We start from the raw sequence: 21267 nt of genomic DNA on the forward strand, positions 1-21267 counted from the left end.
GGCCGGTGGGCGCGCGCCGCGGCGGCGCCCGTCTCGCCGTGCGAGGCGCTGTCCACGACGGCGGTCGTCGGGGTCATGGGTATCGGGGCCGTCGGGGCCGTGATCGTCGAGGCATCACCCATTGAGGCACTTCTCCTCCGCCTCGCTGGACTGCCCGTTGGGGTTGACGGTCCTGACGGTCAGGCACCGCTCCGCCAGCTGGGGCGGGATCTCGATCACGACCGAGTTGCGGCCGTGGACCTCGTGCTGCACGGCGTAGCGGTCGTAGTTCGCGGGCAGGTCCTGCCACTGCACGATGAAGTGGTCCTCCTGCGCGAAGTTCTCGGGCAGCTCCCATGCGACCTTCACCCGCCCGGTCCGTCCGCCCTCCTGCTCGGGGGCGACGACCTGCAGCTCGACGCTGCGGGGGGCGCCCGGAGGATCCTCCGGATCGTCGGCGATGTTGATCGGGGAGGTGGGCGGCGGCTCCTCCTCCTCCACGAAGAAGTGGCGCACGCCGAGGGTCGCCCCGACTCCGAGCAGGATCACGAGCACGGCGGCGAGGGTGACGAACGGCCAGGCGGGGGTGCGGGGCCTCTCGGGATCCGGCTCCTGATGCTCGGAGGCCAGCGGCGCACGGCCGACGGATCCGGCGGGCGCCCCGGCGGGGCGCAGCATCGTGGACTCCGAGGCGTCGGCGGCCGACGGGGCCGAGGCACCCGACCAGCTCGCCGGGCCCGCCGCGGCGGGTGCGGCACCGAGCGCGGGGGCGACCCCCGCATAGGGGTCCACGCGCCGACGGCCGCCGGGGCTTGTGCCCGTCTCGGGGTCGACGGTGGCGACCTTCCTGATCCGGGTGTGCTCGGTGAGCTCGTCGACCTCGCCGTCATGGGCGGGGGCGGCCCCGCGGTCGTCCAGCACGTCCATCTGGGTGACCGGGAGCGAGAGCGAGAGCTCCACCTGCTGCAGCGCACGCCCGAAGGCAAGCGCGGTGTCGTAGCGGCCGGCGGGGTCCTTCGCCATCGCGATGGACAGCGCCCGGTTCAGCTCCGGGGGCACGTCGGGCCGGTTCAGGGGCGGCAGCGGCTCGCTCGCGATCCGCTGGATGAGGTCGGTGGCGGTGTTGCGCTGCCCGCGCCGTTCGAAGGGCGTCTGCCCGGCCAGCAGCGAGTACACGCTCGCGGCGAGGGAGAACACGTCGCTGCGCACGTCGGCGCGCGGCGGGTCGGCGAAGAACTCGGGCGGCGACCAGGGGATCGACATGCCCTGGGAGTCCTCGACGTCCTCGCCCTGCCCGGCGGCGATGGAGATGCCGAAGTCGGTGAGCGCGGGCCGGTTGTAGTCGGTGACCAGGATGTTCGCGGGTTTGATGTCGCGGTGGAGGATCCCGGCGCGGTGCGCGGTCTCCACGGCGCCGGCGATCTGCACGCCCACGCGCAGCGCCTCGGCGACGGTGATCCGCTCCTTGCGGAAGCGCACGCCGTAGTTCGGGCGCGAGCAGTACTCCATCACGATGTAGGGGCGGTGGTCCCCGGAGACCTCGGCCTGGTGGATCGTGACGATCGAGGGGTGGGTCGACATCTGGGCCATGACATTGGCCTCGGAGTCGAACTGATGGCGCACGGACTCGTCGAGCACCGTGGACAGCAGCACCTTGATCGCGACGCGGCGCTGCGGCCGTGCCTGGCGGTACAGGAACACGTCCGCGAACCCGCCCGAGCCGAGCAGCTTCTCGTACTCGTAGCCGGCCAGGCGCGGCGGTGCCGAGGGCGGTCTCGAGCTCATGACTTCTCCCCGTACGTCAGGTGCACTTCATCCCCCAGGTCAAGCAGGTCTCCGTCGTGGAGCACCACGCCCTCGCGGGGGCGCAGCCGCAGGGGCTCGTAGCCCTCGCGGTGCAGCGTGGTGCCGTTGGTGGTGCCGAGGTCGAGCGCGACCACGTGCCATCCCTCGAGCCTCAGCTCGAGGTGCGATCTGGAGATGTCCTGCTGCGGGCTCGGCACCGTGATCAGCTGCGGCACGTCGCTGCCGCTGACGCGGGACGCCCGGGGGCGCCGGCCGATGACCGCGGTGCGGTCGAGCACGAACCCCTCCCCCGTGCTCACCGCGACGGCGCCCAGCGGAGGGCGGGCGACGGTGCGGGTGGGGCCGCTGAGCGGCGCGGCGCAGAGCCGGCAGGCCAACCTCTCCGGCGAGTTCGCGTGGCCGTTCGCGCACACCAGCCCCGGCAGTGCCACGGCGGCGCCGCCCGATCCGCGGGTGGCGGGCCGTGCGGGACCTCCCTGCGCGGCAGGGGCGTGCGGGGCGGACGGGGCGGACGGCCCTGCAGCCGGAGCCGGGACGGGCCGGGCCGCGGGCCCCGGAGCCGGCGGCGCTGCGGTGCCCGGCGCGACGGGATGCGGTGCGCTCGCATGGCGTCCTCCGACGCCGGGGGCGTGCGACGGCTGCTGTCCCGAGTGCCCGACATGGCCGCCGGCGGCGGAGGCCGGATGGCCGGAGGCGGCGGGCCCGCCGTAGGGGGTCGGAGCGCCGTGCTGGCCGGGCCGGCCGTACTGACCCGGCTGGCCGTACTGGCCCGACCGGCCGTACGGATCCGGCTCGCCGTAGGGAGGCTGCTGGCCGTAGGGGACCTGCTGGTGCGACGGAGCGGGGTGGCCCTGGGCGGCCTGCTGGTCGTGCCGGTCCTGCGCGCCGTATGCGCTCTGCGGACCGTAGGTCCCCGGTGCCGCATACGGGCTCTGCTGCCCCTGGGGTCCCGGCATCCCGTACGGGCTGTGCGGAGCATGCGCCCCGTGCCGGGGGCCGTCGGCGCTCTGCGCACCCGGGAAGCCCTGCATCGGGGCCCCGGGGCCGGAGACCTGCGCGTACCTGTCGGCTCCCGTGCCCTGGGGAGCGCCGGGCCCGGTCGGCGCCGGACGCGAGCCGGTGTTCGGCGCGGGCGGACGCTCGGCCATGTGGACCTGTGGATAGGCCGGCGGCGCGCTCTGCGGACGCGCGGCGCGACGAGCGGCCGCCTGCGCGATCTCCGGCGCGGTCCGTCCCACGCCCGGCACCCAGTCGATGAAGTCGCCGGCACCGGTGGTGTGCTCCGGGACGGGGGCCTCCTCGACGTCCTCGTCCGCATCGGCGCCGGGAATCCGGGTCTCGGAGGGGAACGCGCCGTCCGAGGCGAGGTCGTCCGCGGCGGAGGCCGGGGCGTCCTGCTCGAGCTCGGACTCCTCGCCCTCCTCACCGCTGCGGCGCACGGCGGCGTCCTCGATGCGGCGGAAGACGGTCTTGCCGAAGAGGTCGTCGTAGGCGCCGGAGTTCTCAAGATCGCCCGTCGAGAGGGCGGGGCGCTGCGGCGCAGGAGCCGAGGCGCGCCGGACGGGCGAGGGAGCCGGCACGTCCTCCTCAGGCCCCTCCCCGTCGTCGATCGGTGCGATCAGGGTCGGGGGCGACTCGAGATCGTCCTCCATCGGCGGCTCGGGCGTGGGCACCGAGGGCGAGGCGGAGCGTGCCGGGGAGGCCGCCGGGGCAGAGGCCGGCGGCGCGACCGGGGCGGGAGCGGCAGGGGCGGGGGTCGCGGGGGCCGGCTGTGCGGCGTCGGGCTGCTCGGCAGCGGGCTGCCCGGGGTCAGGCTGGGCAGGGGCACCGGGCGCGGAGGCGTCCTGCGCCGCAGGCTGCTGAGTCTCGGCGGCGGAGGCATCCTGGGCCGCAGGCTGCTGCGTTGCGGCGGCAGAGGCGTCCTGCGCCGCGGGCTGCGGCGGCTCGGGCGCCGACGGTGCGGGCGCCGGGTGAGAGCCCTGCGCCGCCGCGGTCGCCTCGGAGGAGGGCTCGACCGACTGCGGGGTCGACTGCTCGGCGGCGGCCGGAGTCGCGGTGCGCCGACGGTCGAAGAGCGAGGTGCTCACGAGTCGTCGCTTCGCGGGCGCGGTCCGCGTTCCGGCGACGGACTGCGAGGCCGAGCCCGTCGTCGCGGTCTCCGCCCTCGCTCCCGTCGCCTCGGCCTGCGCGTCGTCGGCCGGTGCCGACCCCGACGGCGCGGCCGACGGAGCGGACTCGAGCGGCGCGGGCGTCGCGGCCGGCGCCGGCGATGGAGCCGGCGAAGGAGTCGCAGCCTGCTCGGGCGTTGCAGCCGGGGCAGGCGTGGCAGCCGGAGCAGGCGTCGCCGCGGGCTGAGCGGACTCCGCCGCGGGTGCCGACGGCGCGGCGGCGGGACCCGCGGTCGACTGCCCGGGCGCGGCCGGAGCGGGGACCGGAGTCGCTGCCGGAGCCGGGGCGGGAGCCGACGCCGTTGCCGGGGCGTCGTTCCCGAAGAGGCCCGCGAAGAGGTTCGGTCCCGAGGACGCCTCCGCCTCGGCCGCGGGGCGCGAGGAGGACGCGGAGGATCCGCCGCGGGACAGCGACGGCGGCATCTCGCCCGGCTTGCGGGTGGCGACGGAGGGCTTGCGGATCGACGAGGAGCTCGAGCCGGATCCTGCGGTCGTCGAGGGCTTCGAGGGCGTGGGTGCCGGACGCTCCGCGCGGCGCTTCTTCGCCTCCTCCGTCTCGATCGAGCGGCCGTCCTTCTCCACCTGCTCGGCGAGCGCGGCGCGGTCGGCCTCCTCGAGCTGGGCGGGGTCGACGGTCATGTGCACGAAGCCGCGCACGGGCACGATGCCCGAGACCACGCGCGGCGCGCCGACGGGCTCCTCGGGCGGGAGGTCGCCGAAGGCCACCCGGCGCACCCCCTCGAAGGAGCTGATCACCAGCGGCTGCTCCTCGGTGCCGACGACCACCTGCGCCCCATCGGCCGTGTAGACGGCCAGGGGCGTGGAGCCCTTCACCCCGACCGTCGCGCTCTGCCCGTCGTGGACGCCGAACAGCAGCGCGGTGAGCTTGTCCGCGCTGCCCAGATCACCGGCCTCGACCAGCTGATCGACGAACTCCTCGGCCTCGGGGCGCCGTCCCAGCACCTCCCAGGCCGCCTCCGTCACCTGTTTGCGCAGCCCGGGGACGAGCACCACCCAGCGGTCCTCGCGCACCACGAGGGTCGCCGGCCCCTGTCGGGTCCAGGTGCCGAGGCCGAGCAGGGAGGCCGCGGCGGACGCCGTGTCCTCGGTCGTCATGCCCGACCCTCACCGTCCGCGAGGGGGCGCGGGAGCGTGTCCTCGTCGACCTCGAACTCGTCCTCCGCGGGAGAGGTGCCGCCGGCGGTGTCCTCGGAGGCGCCGGGCTGCCCCAGCACCTCGACCGCCTCGACGATCACCACGGAGATGTTGTCGTGCCCGCCGCCGTCCAGTGCACGGCGCACCAGGTCCTCGGCGATGGTGCGCACGTCGGTGGGTCGGCGCAGCATCCGCTCGATCGACGCGTCGTCGACCTCGCCGGTGAGCCCGTCGGAGCAGATCAGCATCCGATCGCCGACCTCCGCCGGGATCAGCCAGTAGTCGGGATCCGACTCCGGCCCGGCGCCGAGCGCCCGGGTGACCATGTGCCGGTAGGGGTGGATCCGCGCCTGCTCGGCCGAGATCTCCCCGCGGTCCATCAGCTCCTGGACCACCGAATGGTCCACGCTGACCTGCTCGAAGATCTCCCCCGAGAGGCGGTACACCCGGGAGTCGCCCAGGTTCATCACGACCCAGTAGCCGATCCCGTCCAGCACCATCGTCGCGACCAGCGCGACCGTGGTGCCGGCGCCGAGGGTCGACTCGCCGCCGAGCTCGCCGATGCGCACCGACGCGGTGTGCAGCGCGTCGCCGAGCTGCTCGACGGTGACGTTCTGCTGGAGCGTCAGCTTCTCGAACTCCTCGACCGCGATCGCGCTGGCGACCTCACCCGCGTTGTGCCCTCCCATCCCGTCGGCGACGAGATGGATCGGCGTGGCGGTCAGCAGGCTGTCCTCGTTCGTCGCCCGCACATGGCCGACGTGGGTGGCCGAGGCGGAGACGACGCGGACGGTGCCCTCGAGGTCCGGGTCGGAGAGGGAACGGTCGATCACTGCACCCTCTCCACGGACAGGGTCCGGTCCCCGAGGGTGAGGCGGGCCCCGGCCGGGAGGACCGTGGGGGTCTCCGGCACGAGGTTCTCGCGGGAGCCGTCCTCGCGCAGGATCGTCGAGCCGTTGGTGGAGCCGAGGTCGGTCACCAGCAGCTCCTCCCCCGTGCCGTCGATGCGCAGGTGGGTCTTGGAGACGGAGCGGGTGTCGTCCTTCATCACGAAGAGCACCTCGCCGGAGGGCGAGGAGGGGTTGCGCCCGACCACCACGGCCTTCTCGACGACGCGCTCGGCGCCGTCGTCGGTGGTCAGCCGCACCTTCTTCACGGGCGGGAGATGGGCGGGCGAGATGCGGGTCGCCTCGAGGTCGCCGAGGTCCTCGGACACGGACATGCGCGTCGCCTCGTCCACGCCGTCGTCGCCCCAGGCATCACCGGTGACGTCGCTCGGGGCGTCGCCGCCGTGCGCGGCCGCGTCCTGGCCCGGCGCAGCCGCGTCCTGGCCCGGCGCGGCCGGGGCCTGGTCCGCCGAGGCCGCGGGAGGCGGTCCCCAGGCGGCCGGGGAGGAGTCGGCAGGTCCCGGGGCGGGAGCGGGCGACGGCACCGGGGCGGGCTCCGGCGCGGTAGCCGGGGAGCCCCACTGCGGGGCGGGGGCGTATCCGCCCTGGTCCCAGCTCTGCGGCTGCTCCGGGGCCGAAGCCTCGCCCCACGAGGTCGCGGACTGCGAGGGCTCGGGCGCCGAGCTCTCCGGTGCCGAGGGCTGTCCCCAGGACGGGGCGGCCTGCGGCTGCTCGGGGGCCGGGGCACCCCACTGCTGCTCCTGCGGGTCCTGCGCCGCGGGCTCGCCCCAGGACGGGGCCTGGTCCTGCCCGGCGGGCTGCTCCCACGAGGGCTGCGCGGGGGCCGACGGCTGGTCCCACGAGGACTGGCCCGACGCGGACGGCTGGTCCCAGGAGGACTGCGCGGGTGCCGACGGGATCGGCTCGACGGGCGGCGGGGCCCAGCCGCCGTCGGAGGCGGGCTGCTGGGGTGCCGGGGACGGGGAGCCCCAGGACGCGGCGGGAGCCTCGGCGGCAGAGGCCGCCGAGCCGCCCGGGGCGTACGGGCTCGGGGCGCCCTGCTCGGGCCCCTGCGCGCCGTCGACGGGCTGGACCGGGGAGGCGCCCTGGTCACGCCATGCCGCACCGGGCTCGGAGAGCAGGTTCTCGTGCGTGGACACCGCGACGGACGGCGCGCCGAGGTAGTGCTCGGCGCCGGCGCGCTCGAAGTCGTCGGGGCGGGGCTGGAGGGGGTTGCGTCCGGCCTTGATGTCCGTGACGACCGAGTCGATCGCCCGGTCGTGGAAGCCGCGCAGCAGCTTGCGCGGGTCGAAGAAGATCGACAGCGCCATCAGCAGCGGGAACAGCGCATACACGGCCCAGCGTCCGAGAGCGCGCACGAAGCCGAGCGCCCCGCCCTCGCTCAGGCGGGTCACGCGCAGGCCCAGGATCAGCTTGCCCAGGGTGAAGCCCTTGGCGCCGACCAGCCAGATCATCACCAGGTGGTATGCGGCCGGCAGCGCGGTCCCGACGCCGATGAGGATCATCGAGGTGGTGCTCGCGCTCTGCGAGGTGATGATCAGGATGAAGCCGATCAGGAACGGGACCGTCACGAGCGTAGCGATCACCGTGTCGATCAGCGCGGCGAGGAAGCGCTTGACCGGGGTGGCCGGGGCGCAGCCGTCCAGCGGCGGCTCGAAGGATGCCGCGGCGGGAGCGCCCTCCGGAGCGGCGCCGGGCGCAGTGCCCGGGGCGGCGCCCGGCCCGGGGGCCGACGCACCGGGCCCGCCGGGCATGCCGGGGCTCTGCCCGGGCTGGTTCATCGCGGGCTGGTTCATCGGTGGCTGCGTGACCATCACCCGATCGTACTGTTCCTCGCTCCGCAGCGCGGTCGCTCCCGGCTGGGCCGGGCGGAGGGAGTCGGCCGTGATGAGCTCGATCCCCTCGTCCTCCTGGTCGGACCGCTCCTGCCCCTGCTCCGCCCGGGTGCGGGGCCTGGGCGGCGCCGACCAGGCGCCGGGCGCGTCGGTGGCCCGCTTCTCGTAGGGCGAGGCCTGATAGCGCGCACCGCACTCGCCGCAGATCGCGGCCCCTTCGGACAGCAGCGTCCCGCAGGTGCTGCAGTATCTGGTCTGGTTCATGAGGAACGGCCCTTTCGCCTGATGGTCCGCCAGAGGGACGGTGCGGTCGTGCCGCGCACCGAGGAGCGGCGTCGCCGCAGCGCCTCCGTGCGCTTCTGCGCCTTCGCCCGGGCGCGGGCGTTGACCCGTCGGCGCCGGTTCTCGCGCCGTCGCTCGGCCGCACCGCGGCGGAAGGAGCGCAGGGAGAGCGCGGTGCGGAGCCGACGATGCCACGGCAGGGCGGCGGTGGCGCCGCTGAGCGCCGCCATCACCTGGTCCCAGTACTCCTCCGCCGCGGCGTCGGGCAGGTCGTCCGGGCCGAACACGGCCCGGTCCGCGCGGGCGGCCAGCGTGGACGCCCCGAGCTGGGGGACGTCGGCCTGGAGCTGTGCGGCGATCTCCGCCCGGGTCATCAGCGGATCAGGAGCCCTGCCCATGTCGGTGAGGAGGTCCAGGATCTCCTGCCAGCCGCCGTCGACGCGGGCCGGCAGGGTCTCGAGCGCGCGACGGCGTCGGCGCCGCACCGTCTTGGCGATGATCACCGCGGCGGCGAACAGGCCCAGCAGCACGAACGGGAGCAGGCCGAGGCCCAGGTACACGACCCACGAGGCGGTCTCGTCGGTCGGGTCCTCGTCGTCGTCGGTGTCGTCGCTCATCGCGCCGGGCGGCGGGCTCGGCGGCTCGGCCGGGGGCGGCGGCGGCTGCGCGACCTGCGGCAGCGGCTTCTCCACCTCCTTGGGCTGCGGCTCCGTGGGGTCCTCGTCCTCGTCGGGGGCGGGATCGAAGCGCACCCAGCCGATGTCCTCGAAGGCGACCTCCACCCAGGCGGTGACGTCGTCGCCGGTGATGGAGGCGGTCCCCTCCTGACCCTCGGGCACCTCGAAGCCCATCACCACGCGGGCGGGGATGTCGATCGAGCGGGCCAGCACGGCGGTCAGCGCCGCGTACTGCTCCTCGTCGCCGATGCGGCCCATCGGCTGGGCGTCGGGGGTGTCCTCGTCGAAGCCGACCTCCTCGAGCATCGCCCGGAGCCGGCTGTACCCGTGGCCGGAGAGCGAGGCGGTGTCGTCCTCCAGGCCGTGGGAGTAGTAGGCGTCGTCCTTGACGGAGCGGGAGAGGTTCTGGAAGCGCTCGTAGTCGGAGTCGGAGGAGCCCGCCCACTCCTCGGCGAGTGCTGTCATGTCGTCCGTCGGCGTGTTGTCGGGCAGGGCGATGTCCGCGAACGTCGCGGTGTTCTGCTGCTCCGCGGTGGGCTCCGTGTACGGCTCGTAGGACAGCTCGTAGCTGTCCCCCGCCTGCACCCCGAGCGCGTTGACCGCGGTCTGCGAGGGCTGGTTGAGGAAGAGGTTCTCGGTGGTGGCGCTCGCGCGCCCCTGGTCCATCCCCTCGAGGTCGATGCGGTTGGTCCGCTCGCCGACGGTGGGCATCCACACGCCGCGGTACGCGCCGATCGTCACGGAGGAGACCTGCTGCTGCCCGGTGCCCTCCTCGAGGTCGACGCCGGGGGCGGTGCGCAGGAACGCCCCGGAGGGGCTGTCCTTCTGCCGGCTGGAGGCGACGTTGTAGACCTGCAGGTCGTACTGGTCCATCGTGGCCAGGCGGATCTGGTCGCCGCTGCTCACGCCGGTGATGGTGAACAGCTCCTCCTCGCGCTGGTCCTTGAGGTAGCCGCGGAACTCGGTCAGCGGGGAGACGTACTGGCGCGGGTCGAAGGGCGGGGTGATCCGGTCGCGCTGGGCGTAGCGGATGGTGCCCTCGGGCGGGTCCAGCAGGGGGCTCGCCGCGAAGGCGCCGCCGGCGGCGATCGCCATGATCACGGCGCCGCCGATCACGCGGCGTCGCAGCACCGGGTTCTTCCAGGAGCCGGGGCGGACGGTGTCGGAGATGATCGTGGACTCGGCACCGGCCAGGCGGCCGCTCTCGAAGCGCCAGGTCAGCCAGCCGACGGACAGCACGGCGTAGAGCACGCCGCGCGGCACCGGCCAGAACGCCTGGTCCGTGCCGAAGAAGATGCTCGTCGCGACCATCACCAGCGGGAACAGCCAGGCCAGGACGTAGAGGCGGGTGCGCATCACGACGGTCATCGCCGCCAGCGACAGCAGCAGCATGCTGATCCACACCACCGCCAGCACGCCCTGGGCGACGCCGACGGGCGGGGCGACGGTCAGCAGCGACTTCCAGCTCGTCACCGGCGCCTTCAGCAGCTCGAGCAGCGATCCCGGGGTGGGGACGATGCCCCAGAGCGCCCGGGTGGGGGCGGCGAACATCGAGCCGAACAGGAGGTACACCCCGAGCACGAGGGCGGTGATCCGCAGCGGCCCCCAGCGCCAGCGGGCGCCGATCAGGGCGATCAGGGTGCCGAGCACGAGCGCCATGATCCCGGTGACCAGGTACTGCGCTCCCCCGTAGACGTGCTGGAAGCCGAGCAGCGCGAGGACGAACAGCGCGCCGAGCACGGCGAGGTCGATCGCGAGGCGCTTCGCGGGGACGGACGAGAAGTAGCTGGGGCGGCGCGCGGGGCGCGCGGGCGCGGTCATCGGCCCACCGCCCTCAGGGCGCGGGCGAGGGTGTCGAGGGAGCCGAGGGTGACGACGTCGAGCGAGCCGATCGCCGATCGCTGCACCTCGGCGTCCTCCACGCAGCGGATCGCCACGGCCATCACTCCGATCGGAAGCTGGTTGGCGGCGGCGTTGAGCTCGCGCGCCGTGGTGTGGGGACCGACCACCATCATCACCGCGGAGGCGTTGGGGGCGAGGTCGGATGCCTTCTGCCCCAGCTCGTGGAAGGAGATCCGTTCCTTGAGCTGCTCGACCAGCGTGTAGTCGTCCATCATCGGGCGGAAGGAGGCGGTGCGCTGGCGGGCGTCGAAGGTGAAGGGCGTCAGCTCCTTCTCCTCCCGGAAGGTCTGGGCGGAGATCGAGGCGGCCACGGACACGGCCAGCTCGAACTCCTCCTCGCTCGCATAGTGCTCGGCGAGGTTGTCGAGCGCGACCACCACGTGGGAGCGGCGGGTCTCCTCGAACTGGCGGACCATGAGCTTCCCGGTGCGGGCGGTGGTGCGCCAGTGGACGTGGCGGCGGTCGTCGCCGGGCGCGTAGTCGCGCAGCGCGTGGAAGGCGATGTCGGAGCTGGAGAGGTCCGAGGAGGGCGTGCCCTCGAGGTCGCGGAGGAAGCCGCTGGCGGCCTCGTCGAGGCGGACCGTGCGCGGGTGGACGAAGAGCTCCTGCTCCTTCGCCCAGGTGACCTGGCGGCGCATGAGGGAGAGCGGGTCGTCGCGCACGGAGCGCACGGGCCCGACGACCAGCACGGCGCGGCGCTTGGTGGGGACGGCGAAGAGCTCCTCGTGGCTCTGGGCGGCCGCGAGCCGCGGCACCAGGAACTGGGCGGTCGCCTGGCCGACGGCCAGCTCGATCCGCGAGGGGAGGATGTCGCGCTGGGTGGGGTTGGCGACCTCGACCCGGCCGACGGCCCGGGTGCCGACGACGACCCGGTGGGTCTGCAGGTCGAGCGTGACCTTGTAGTTCGCCTTGCCCAGCACGAACAGCGCCGCGATCACGAGCGGGACGGTGAGCGCGAGCGCGACCACGTTCAGCTCGGTGACGTGCAGGGTCAGACCGGCGATCCAGCACGCGGCGGCGACGCCGGCCACGGCCCACCCCACCGGGGAGACGACGTCGAGGACCGGGTGGATGCGCCGCATCCACAGCTCGACGACGCGGTCCCGCAGACCGGCCCAGCCGGTGCTCGCGGGGGCATCGCCCTGGGTGGTCTCCTCGGCCGGGCCGGTCTGCCCCTCACGGGCGCGCTTCGCGGCAGCGCGCGCCCTGCGGCGCTCGCGACGGGAGCCGGCCCGGGACTCGGCCGCGGCGGCGCGGCGGCGCTTCTTCGCCTCGGCCTTGGCGGACTTCGCGTCGGCGGTGTCGGTGGGGACGGAGGAGGGCTGGGAGCTCATGCCGTCTGCTGGCGCGCCTGGGGAGGCGCCACCTCGCTGAGGATCTTGGTCATGACGGACTTCGCGGTGGTGCCCGCGAACTCGGCCTCGGGGTCGAGCACGAAGCGGTGCAGCCACACCGGCTCCACGAGCGACTTGACGTCGTCGGGGATCACGTAGTGGCGTCCGTTGACGGCGGCCCACACCTTGACGGTGCGCATGAGGGCGAGGGCGCCGCGGATGGAGACGCCGACGCGGACCTCGGGCGCGAGGCGGGTCTCCTCCATCAGGCGCGAGACGTACTCGAGCACCGCCGGGTCCACGTGCACGGTGGAGGCGAGCTGGGTCATGTCGTTGACGGCCTGCAGGGAGATGCGCGGGGTGAGCTGCTTGGAGCGGTCTCGCAGGGCGGAGCCCTGGAGGATCTGCACGCTCGAGGCGTGGTCCGGGTAGCCGATCGAGGTCTTCATCAGGAAGCGGTCCAGCTGCGCCTCGGGCAGGCGGTAGGTGCCGGCCTGCTCGATCGGGTTCTGGGTCGCGATCACCATGAAGGGGTTGCCGACCTCGTGGGTGACGCCGTCGACGGTGACGCGGCCCTCCTCCATCACCTCGAGCATCGCCGACTGGGTCTTGGGCGAGGCGCGGTTGATCTCGTCGGCGAGGACGACGTTGGCGAAGACGGGGCCCTTGTGGAACTCGAAGGACTTCGTGTTCTGGTCGTAGATCGTCACGCCCGTGACGTCGGAGGGCAGCAGGTCCGGGGTGAACTGGATGCGGGTGCTGGTGCCCTGCACGGTCGCCGCGATGGAGCGGGCGAGGGAGGTCTTGCCGGTGCCCGGCGCGTCCTCGAGCAGCACGTGGCCGGGGGCCATCATCGCGGTCAGCACTAGGCGGACCACCTCGTTCTTGCCGAGGACGGCCTGGCCGACGCTCTGGACGAGCTTGTCGAAGGTGTCGGCGAACCAGCGGGCCTGTTCGGGGGTCATGCTCATGAGGAGGAGTCTGCTTTCGGTGGTGGGAGGCGGAGGGATTGAGGCAGGGAGGCGCGAGGGACTAGCGCGGCATGTACGCCGAACCGACCTGCTCGCCGGCGACAGAGACGCGCAGCGGGTTGTTGGTCGTGGAGTCGTGTCCGTAGAAGAACCGGTTGGGCTCCCGGGTCCACGTGCCGTCGGCTTTCGCCGTGATGGTCTCGCTCGCGTAGTTCGGGTCGTTGTTGTTGGAGTACTGGACCTTGTACGTCTTCCCCGGCTCGAGGTTCGTGAGCGTGAAGCCGTAGTACTTGCACTGACCTGTGCTGCAGTTCTCGGACACGCCTGTGTAGTCCTCGGACCAGTTCCAGCTGCTGGAGTCGAGCTTCGGCGCCGGCGGGTTGTACTTGTTGGCCGTGACGGAGTCCTTGACCTGACCGCTGCTGAGCCCGCCCTCGTTCACGACCTCGGCCGTGATCTCGTGCGTGGACCCCGAGTCCACCCGCTGGGTGTGCGAGAACTTGTTGCCGGAGACGGTCTGCGCCTTGCCGTCGATCCACACCTTGAGGGTCTTGTCCCGGCCGCCGTCCGTGCCGTTCGCCGTCACGGTGTAGGAGACGTTGCAGTTGTCGGCGGCATGACAGGTGCCGGCACTGGTGCTGATCTGCGGCCCGGCCGGCTTCGTGTAGGGCGTGACCGCGTTGGACTCCTCGGAGCGGGGGCTCACGCCGCCGTCGGCCGCGAAGCCGTTGCGGGCCTCGACGGTGAAGCGGTACGAGGTGCCGTTGCTCAGCCCGGAGATGGACGTGCTCGTGGACGAGGCGTCGACGGTCTTCGAGCCGCCGTTCCAGCGCACCACGTACTTGGTGACCGTGGTGCCGTTGCCGTTCGCCGCCTCCCAGCTGACGTTCGCCCGTCCGTTCGGCCCGTCGCCCTTGCCCTCGCTCGGCATCGACGCCTTCACCCCGGTGGGCGCCTCGGGCTTCGCCCACGGGACGACCTCGTTCGACGCCTTCGAGGAGCCGGAGCCGGTGCCGACGGAGTTCACGCCGGTGATGGTGAACGTGTGCTTGCTGTCGCGATCCAGGTCGCGGAAGGACGCCTTGGTGGTCCCTCCGTCGACCGTCTGGCTCGCGCCCGAGGAGGACTTCACGACGTACTGCGTGATCGGCTCGCCGTTCGCCTCGGCATCCGTCATCGCCGGCCACGTCACGTCCACCGCGCCGCCGAGAGCGGTGTTGACCCGCTCGGCCGACGGGGTGCCGCTGGGGGCCTTGGGCTTGCCGGCCGGGTGCTCCGCCGAGGACCACTCCGACCACTCCGAGGGCTCGTCGGCCAGGTTCGAGGCCCGCACCCTGAATCGGTAGTCGACGCCGTTGGTCAGCCCCGAGAACACCGTCTGGGTGCTGCCGCCCTCGACGGTCTGGGAGGAGATCCCCTGGCCGCTGGTGTCCTGGACCTGCACCTCGTAGCTCTGGATCGCGGAGCCGCGGTTCTCGGGTGCGGACCATCCCACGGTCAGCTGCTGGTCGCCGCGCTCCGCCCGCGGGGCGGCCGGCTTCTCGGGACGCACGTCGGGGCGGGCCACGGCCGAGGGCACCGACGGGTCGGAGTCGCCGACGTCGTTGGTAGCCACGACCTGGAAGGTGTACTCCGTGTCGTTGGTCAGCCCGGTGATCGTGCAGGAGGTCGAGGCGCACTGCTGCGACACCGTCCCGCCGGTCGCCGAGGTGACCGTGTACCCGGTGATCGGGGCGCCGTTGTCGGCTCCCGCGTCGAAGTTCAGCTCGACGAACCCGTCGCCGATCTCCCCGATGCGCGGCGCGGAGGGCGGCGCCGGCTTGCCGCGCACCACGATCCGGATCTCGCCGGTGACGTGGCGGTCCGGGTCTCCGGTGTCGTCCTCGACCGTGTACTGAGCGGTGAGGATCCCGTGGAAGGTCTCTGCCGGGGTGATCGAGACCTTGTCGCCCTTGAGCTCGACGGTGCCCTCACCGGCGGTGAGGCCGGCGCTGAGCAGCTCCCGGTCCCCGCCGGGGAAGGGATTGGAGTCGTTCTCGAGCACTGCGATGTCCTTGGTGGTGCCCGCGTCGATCGTGTCCTCGTCCATCACGGTGGTGAGCAGGGGCCGCGGCGAGCCGCCGACGGTGACCTGCACGGAGGACTCCACTGGATCGTTCGTCCCGTCGGAGACGGTCACCGGCACCTCGAGGACCGTGCCCTTGGGCGCCTTCGGCGTCGCGGTCGCGGTGAAGACCGAGCCCTCGACCGACACGTCGATCTCCGGGTTCTCGGTGAACTTCCCGAGGGCGAAGGTGAACGTGTCGTCATCGGGGTCGTCCACGCCGGGCGCGAGGTCGACCGTGGCCTGGCCCTCTCCCTGCGCGACCTCGAGCAGCGCGCCCTGGAAGGTCGGCGGGAGGTTCTCGTCCTCGGGCGCGACCTCGACGGGGATCGCGAGCGTCGCGGTGGCCGCGGTCGCGTCCCCCACCGCACCGTCCGTGACCTCGACGCTGATGGTGTCCTTGCCGGAGAAGTCCGCGGCAGGGCGGTAGCTCAGCGTCGTCTCGTTCTCGACGAGCTCGCCGCCGTCGCCGTGGCCTGCCGTCACGAGCGACGGGTCGGTGATCTGCACGCTCTCCGCGCCCGGGCGGACCCGCACGTTCCCGGGATCGGCGAGGTCGATCTTCGCCTCGGCGCCGGCCTGCACCTTCACCGGCTCCCCCACCCAGACGGGGGCCTGCTTCGCGGTGCCGGGCACCCACACGTAGCCGGCCGAGGACTGGTCGTCCTGGTCGGTGATGATGTAGCGGATCCGCTGCTGCTCCTCCTGGGGCACGATCTTCAGCGTCCCGTCCTCGCGCAGGTCCACGCCCTCGTAGGAGCCGTCGAGCGCGACCTCGAGGTCGTTGGTGCTGCCGTCGGGATCGGAGTCGTTGGCGAGCACGTCGACCTCGACGTGGTCCTTCTTCGGATCCAGGACGTCCTCGACCGGCACGAAGTCGTCGACCGCGACCGGGGAGAGCAGCGGCGCGTTCGCGGCGACCTTGACGGTCGCGGTGGCGCTGGACTTCAGCTGCTCGTCGGTCGCCGAGTACAGCACCGTGTGGGTGCCCTCCTCGGCCGGGGTGGTGACGGTGACGAGGTTGTCCTCCGTGTCCTCCGGCGGCTCGACGTACTCGATGTCCGTCATCGCCTCCACGTCGCCGCGCACGATGCCGAGCGCGTCGCCCTCGGGGTCGGTGTCGTTGTCGAGCACCGGGATCTGCACCTCGCGCTCCGGGCGCACCTCGACGGTGTCGTCGACCGCGTAGGGGGCCTGGTTGCGGTCCGTGGGCGCGGCGATGCCGACGAGCACCTCCGCGGTGCCGATCGCGCCGTGGCGATCCATCACCTGGTAGCGGAAGCGGTCCGTGCCGACCGAGTCCTCGTGCGGCACGTACTCGATCCACTCGCCGTTCGCGGTGGTGATCTCGCCGAGGGTGGGCATGGGGCTCGCCGCCCCGGTGAGCATCACGGAGTCGCCGTCGGGATCGATGCCGGTGGTCTGGACGGGGATCCGCACCGGGGTGCCCGCGACCGCGCGGGCGGTGAGGTTCTCCGGCCGCGGCGGGGTGTTCTCCGCGTCCCGCGGCACGATGGTGATGTAGGCGAGGGCGGAGCCGGTGCGGCCCGTCTCGTCGACCACCTCGTACTGCACGACGGCCTCGCCCGTCGCGTCGTCGTCGGCGCGGAAGCGCAGCATGTCCTGGTGCGGCTCGGTGTTGCCCAGCGCATCGGCGCGGGAGGTGTCGAGGTTCGTGCCGAGGTGGAGGTCGGAGCCCGTGGGCGAGACGTCGTTGGCGGTGACGTCGATGTTGACCATGTCCCCGGCGCGCACGACGGTGCGGTCCGGGACGGCCTCCGGGTTCGCGAACTGCGTGTCCGTGTTCACGACCATCATCCGGATGGTGCCCGTCGAGGTGCCGGCCGAGTTCGAGACCTCGTAGGTGATGGGGACCGGCTCGGAGGAGACGGTCGCGCCGGGCTCCGCCTCGACCCGCACCAGGTGGTGGTCGACGACGGTGGCCTTCAGACCGCTGCCCTCGGGGACCTCGAGGGAGTTCGCGACCAGCACCCCGCCGGTGGGGTCCACGTCGTTCTCCAGCGGGTCCACGAGCGTGTCGGTACCGGTGGTGACCGTTCCGAGGTCGTCGACGGCGACGGGCTGGAGGTTCTCCGCCTCCGGCTCGACCACGTCGATGCGCATCAGTCCCAGGGAGGTGGTGCTGCCGCCGCTCGCCCCGACCGTGTACTCCAGGTAGTGGGTGCCGGGCCCGGCACCGGTGACGTCGACGCTCCCGGCGTCCAGGGCCGGATCGACCTCCAGCCCCTCGGACTCGCCGACGCTGATCAGCTCGAGCTCGCCGCCGTTGGGGTTGAGATCGTTGACCAGGGGCTTGAGCGTGGTGGTGCGTCCGGAGACGATGCTGACGTGGTCGGCGGTGGTGATCGGCGGGAGGTCGCTGTCGGTCACCGACTCGATCTGGATCGTCCCCTCCCCCGTCTCGCCGTTCTCGTCGCGGAAGGTGAGCTGGACCTGCTTCGTGCCCGGCGAGAGGCCGGCGTCGTTGAAGGTGATCTTCCCGTCGGGGGTGAAGGTGACGAGGTCCTCCGGCGGGACCGTGGCGTTGGAGAGGTAGAAGGCGTCGCCGTCGGGGTCCTCCCAGTACGGCAGGATGTTGAAGCTGATCTCCTGGCCGGAGCGGACCTGGACCTTGGTCATCGTCTCCTCGGCGGCCTGCGGGGCGGAGTTCTCCCCCTCCTGGCGCACCTCGAGGGTGACGGTGGCGGTGTCCTTGCCTCCACGCCCGTCGTCGACGGCGTAGGTGAAGGTCTGGGTGCCGGAGGCGTCGTCGGCGACCTGGATCTGGAGCTGCGTGCCCCCCGTGATCGGGGTGACGTGCCCGGCGGCGGGCTGCTTCCCCTCCACATCGACGGTGAGCACGTCGCCGTCGGGGTCGACGTCGTTGCGCGTGACGGGGAGGACCACGTTCTGACCGGGCCGCACGCCGAAGGTGTCGTCGTTGGCCGTCGGGGGCCGGTTCTCCTCCTCGCGCTCGGCCGCGACGTTCTCGATCGTGGTGGTGAGAGTCTCCTTCTCCTTCTCCTTCGACTGGTCGGTCTGGATGTCCTGGTTGATGACCCAGTCGTCGACCAGCTGCATCGAATCCATGATCTCCCAGGACAGACCGAACTTCTGGTCGTTGAGCACGACCAGGTCGCGGTTCTGGCGCAGGGAGAGGTCCGCCCCGGCCTTCGCCTCGGGGATCACGTCCCTCACGGGCTCCTGGCCCTCGCAGGCGCGGACGTAGCGGAGGGAGCCGCCCCAGGCGCCGTAGGCGCAGCCGTCGACCTGCGCCGGCTCGACGACCTCGGAGCCGGTGCCGCCGGCGGGGATCGACTCCGCCTTCCCGCCGTCGAGAGGGATCAGCAGCATCGTGTCGGCGGTGGACAGGACGACGTTCTCGGAGGCGGGGCCTGCCTGCTGGAGCTCGCCGACCTCGAGGGAGGAGATCCCGTAGTCCTCGAGCGGGTAGTCCTTCATCTCGGTGCCGAGGCGAAGCATGCGGTTCTCGCGATCCATGATCACCGGCACGTCGCCGACGACGGTGAGCTCGACCTGCGCGGCGTCGCTCGAGACCCCGCCGGCGATGAACGGCTTGTCCGCCTTCGTGTCTCGGGTGGACGGTGTACGGGGGTAGCGCAGGAGCTCCTCGCCGTTGAGCACGTAGACGTCGCCGCTCATTGAGACGGCGACGGGAGGCGCGCCGCTGCCGGTCTCGAGGACGGGTTCGACCGAGGCGGGGCTGAACGCCGCGGCTTCGTCCGGGGAGAGGATCCAGACCCGGCCATCGGGCGCGGCGATCACGACGCGGTCCCCGCCGATGCGGACGGTGGACTCGGGCGGCAGCTCGACGAGGCCCGCACGGGAGGCGGCCGCGGTGTTGATGGGGGTCATGCCGCGCGGCCCGGTCTCGAAGACGTGGTAGCCGGACTGGATGATGTCGAGGTCCTGGCCGGTGGCGGAGATGCGGGCGTCGAGCTCGCCGGCGTCGACGTTCAGGCGGCCGATGAGGCCGCGGTCGCCGTTGCTGACCCAGACGCCGCCGTCGGAGACCTCGACCTCCGAGGAGGACAGGCCGTCGTAGTTCACGGCGAAGCCGGTGAGGACGAGCGCCACCACTGACAGGACGGCCGTGGACACGACCGTGGTGCGCCGACCGCGGCGCCTCTTCGGTCCAGCGGTGACTGACATGGTGGTACCCCCAGAAGACGTGCAGACTCCTCGCGCACGCCCGGCCTCGACCGGCTGCTCTCACTGAGGAGATGACCCCCGCAGTCGATGTGGTCGCGCACGACAACGGACAGCGTACCGGTCCCCCGCGCGACGCACTACGCGCGCCCGGCCTCGTCCAGCTCCCGTACAGGTCAGGCAGACCGAACGATCGCCGATCTCAGGAGGAGCTCACCGACGGCGCTCGACGAGCGTGCGGGTGAAGGTCTCCAGCGCCTCGCGGACGGGGCCCTGCGGCAGCTCGCCGAGGATCTCGACGGCCTCGTCGGCGGTGCGCTGGGCGAGCCGGCGCGTCTCCTCGAGCGCCTCGTCCTCGCGCAGCAGCTCCACGAGCTCGCCCAGCGCGGTGTCGTCGCTGAGATCGCTGTCAAGCCTGCGCAGGATCTCGAGGCTGCGCGGGTCCTGCTGCTCGGCCGCCCGGCGGCGGACGAGGAGGGTGGGCATGGTGGGCACGCCCTCACGCAGGTCGATGCCCGGGGTCTTCCCGCTCGTGGCGGCGTCGCTCTCGAGGTCCAGCACGTCGTCGGCGAGCTGGAAGGCGACCCCGACCTTCTCGCCGTAGCGGCTCATGACGTCGCCGGAGCCCTCGGGGGCACCGGCGAGGGAGGCGCCGAGGTCGCCGGCGAGGGCGAGCAGCGACGCCGTCTTGTCCGAGAGAACGGAGATGTAGTGGGCGAAGGGGTCCTCCCCCTCGGCGGGTCCGACGGTCTCGTGCAGCTGGCCGAGGCAGAGCCTCTCGAAGGTCTCGGAGTGCATCCGCACGGCCTCGGGGCCGATGCGGGCGCTCAGCGCGCTCGCCCGGGCGAAGAGGAAGTCCCCGGTGAGGATCGCGACGTTGTTGCCCCACAGCGAGTGGGCGCTGTCGGTGCCGCGGCGGGTGGGCGCCGAGTCCATCACGTCGTCGTGGTACAGGCTGGCCAGGTGGGTCAGCTCGACGAGGATCGCCGCGTCCTGCACGCCCTCGGCATCGACGTCCCCGAGGGAGGCCGCCAGGAGCACGAGCATCGGGCGCACACGCTTGCCGCCGGCGTCCATGAGGTGGCGGGCGGTCCAGCGCATCATGTCGTCGGAGCTCGCGACGGACTCGCGCAGCCCATGCTCGATGGCCCCCAGGCGCTCGACGATGCTCGTCGCGAGCTGATCATCGATGTCGGGCACACCCGGCAGCGTGGACGGCATGTCTCTCCTGGGGATCGGACCGGTCCCGAGAAGCGGGGCCGGCGTGCGGACTGCGCTCCCGGACAGGAGCGACACGACAGCCGAGTCTACCGGGGAGGCACGGGCCCCGAGCCGTACGACGGTCCCGAGGTGACGGGCGGAACTGCGCACCACTCCGCCGATGGATGGATCTGCGAGCTCACCCCCTGAACCAGACCATCCCGGCGCTCGGGACGGTTCAGCCCGACCCCCCTCCCGGGCCGGTGCCTCGCCTTCCGACCCCGGTTGTCATGCCCGGCTCCCGTTCTCGCGCCAGGACCCGGGACGCGTGTGGGCTCCCAGTTCCCGGGCATGAAAAAAGGGAGTGGAGGAGGCGAACACCCGAAAAGGGGTTCAAGCACTCCTCCACTCCCAGTGAAGATGTCCGGCGGCGACCTACTCTCCCACACCCTCCCGAGTGCAGTACCATCGGCGCGATCGAGCTTAGCTTCCGGGTTCGGAATGGAACCGGGCGTTTCCTCGACGCTATGACCGCCGTAACACGATGAGACACAACCAGCCACCCACCCACACCAAACCGGTGCCGGCAACGGGGTTGTTCCCCAAGAACCGCACAGTGGACGCGAACACACACAGAGCAAACAACCAACACAAAGAATGTTGTTGTAAGTCATCGGCCATTAGTACCAGTCAGCTCCACACATTGCTGTGCTTCCACATCTGGCCTATCAACCCAGTCATCTACTGGGGGCCTCACACACCTCAAGGGTGCAAGG

General features: G+C 72.5%; 9 protein-coding genes and 2 rRNA genes. All 11 read right to left on the minus strand.

Translation table 11 applies throughout. The features are described from left to right. Positions 1-114: 114 nt before the first annotated feature. The gene (locus DS079_RS12985; RefSeq protein WP_126988292.1) at positions 115-1764 is read right to left on the minus strand and encodes a serine/threonine-protein kinase; all 1650 of its coding nucleotides are present in this window, start codon (positions 1762-1764) and stop codon (positions 115-117) included. Then, positions 1761-5069, minus strand: coding sequence for an FHA domain-containing protein (locus tag DS079_RS17455; RefSeq protein WP_241237650.1), 3309 nt, complete (start codon positions 5067-5069; stop codon positions 1761-1763). Before DS079_RS17455 ends, DS079_RS12985 begins: the two co-directional genes overlap by 4 nt. Beyond that, positions 5066-5941 (minus strand): PP2C family protein-serine/threonine phosphatase, encoded by an 876-nt coding sequence (locus DS079_RS13005; RefSeq protein WP_126988294.1) that lies wholly within the window; start codon positions 5939-5941, stop codon positions 5066-5068. The genes DS079_RS17455 and DS079_RS13005 overlap by 4 nt, the downstream gene beginning before the upstream one ends. Then, positions 5938-8115 carry an RDD family protein gene (locus DS079_RS17640; protein ID WP_126988295.1) on the minus strand — a complete coding sequence of 726 codons (2178 nt, stop codon included), beginning with the start codon at positions 8113-8115 and terminating at the stop codon, positions 5938-5940. The genes DS079_RS13005 and DS079_RS17640 overlap by 4 nt, the downstream gene beginning before the upstream one ends. After that, positions 8112-10631, minus strand: a complete 2520-nt coding sequence (locus tag DS079_RS13015; protein ID WP_126988296.1) for a transglutaminase domain-containing protein — start codon at positions 10629-10631, stop codon at positions 8112-8114. The genes DS079_RS17640 and DS079_RS13015 overlap by 4 nt, the downstream gene beginning before the upstream one ends. Continuing rightward, positions 10628-12046, minus strand: coding sequence for a DUF58 domain-containing protein (locus DS079_RS13020; protein WP_126988297.1), 1419 nt, complete (start codon positions 12044-12046; stop codon positions 10628-10630). The genes DS079_RS13015 and DS079_RS13020 overlap by 4 nt, the downstream gene beginning before the upstream one ends. Continuing rightward, entirely contained in the window at positions 12043-13017 is a 975-nt protein-coding gene (locus tag DS079_RS13025) for an AAA family ATPase (RefSeq protein ID WP_010552401.1), read from the minus strand. The genes DS079_RS13020 and DS079_RS13025 overlap by 4 nt, the downstream gene beginning before the upstream one ends. A 61-nt stretch (positions 13018-13078) precedes the next feature. Beyond that, complete coding sequence (locus tag DS079_RS13030; RefSeq protein ID WP_241237651.1) at positions 13079-19294, minus strand: Ig-like domain-containing protein; 6216 nt, start codon at positions 19292-19294, stop codon at positions 13079-13081. A gap of 210 nt (positions 19295-19504) precedes the next feature. Then, positions 19505-20512: a polyprenyl synthetase family protein gene (locus tag DS079_RS13035; RefSeq protein WP_126988298.1), complete on the minus strand. Its 1008-nt coding sequence runs from the start codon at positions 20510-20512 to the stop codon at positions 19505-19507. A 401-nt stretch (positions 20513-20913) separates the two neighbouring features. Continuing rightward, a 5S ribosomal RNA gene (gene rrf, locus DS079_RS13040) occupies positions 20914-21030 on the minus strand. A gap of 121 nt (positions 21031-21151) precedes the next feature. Then, a 23S ribosomal RNA gene (locus DS079_RS13045) occupies positions 21152-21267 on the minus strand; the annotation flags it as partial.

This window comes from Brachybacterium paraconglomeratum (assembly GCF_003994255.1).
Classification (GTDB): Bacteria; Actinomycetota; Actinomycetes; order Actinomycetales; family Dermabacteraceae; genus Brachybacterium; species Brachybacterium conglomeratum.

What these genes read in the sequence shown, in the direction of transcription:
- DS079_RS12985 (WP_126988292.1), bottom strand. Translation starts at nt 1,764, where the DNA reads ATGAGCTCGAGACCGCCCTCGGCACCGCCGCGCCTGGCCGGCTACGAG.
- DS079_RS17455 (WP_241237650.1), bottom strand. Translation starts at nt 5,069, where the DNA reads ATGACGACCGAGGACACGGCGTCCGCCGCGGCCTCCCTGCTCGGCCTC.
- DS079_RS17640 (WP_126988295.1), bottom strand. Translation starts at nt 8,115, where the DNA reads ATGAACCAGACCAGATACTGCAGCACCTGCGGGACGCTGCTGTCCGAA.
- DS079_RS13015 (WP_126988296.1), bottom strand. Translation starts at nt 10,631, where the DNA reads ATGACCGCGCCCGCGCGCCCCGCGCGCCGCCCCAGCTACTTCTCGTCC.
- DS079_RS13020 (WP_126988297.1), bottom strand. Translation starts at nt 12,046, where the DNA reads ATGAGCTCCCAGCCCTCCTCCGTCCCCACCGACACCGCCGACGCGAAG.
- DS079_RS13025 (WP_010552401.1), bottom strand. Translation starts at nt 13,017, where the DNA reads ATGAGCATGACCCCCGAACAGGCCCGCTGGTTCGCCGACACCTTCGAC.
- DS079_RS13030 (WP_241237651.1), bottom strand. Translation starts at nt 19,294, where the DNA reads ATGTCAGTCACCGCTGGACCGAAGAGGCGCCGCGGTCGGCGCACCACG.
- DS079_RS13035 (WP_126988298.1), bottom strand. Translation starts at nt 20,512, where the DNA reads ATGCCGTCCACGCTGCCGGGTGTGCCCGACATCGATGATCAGCTCGCG.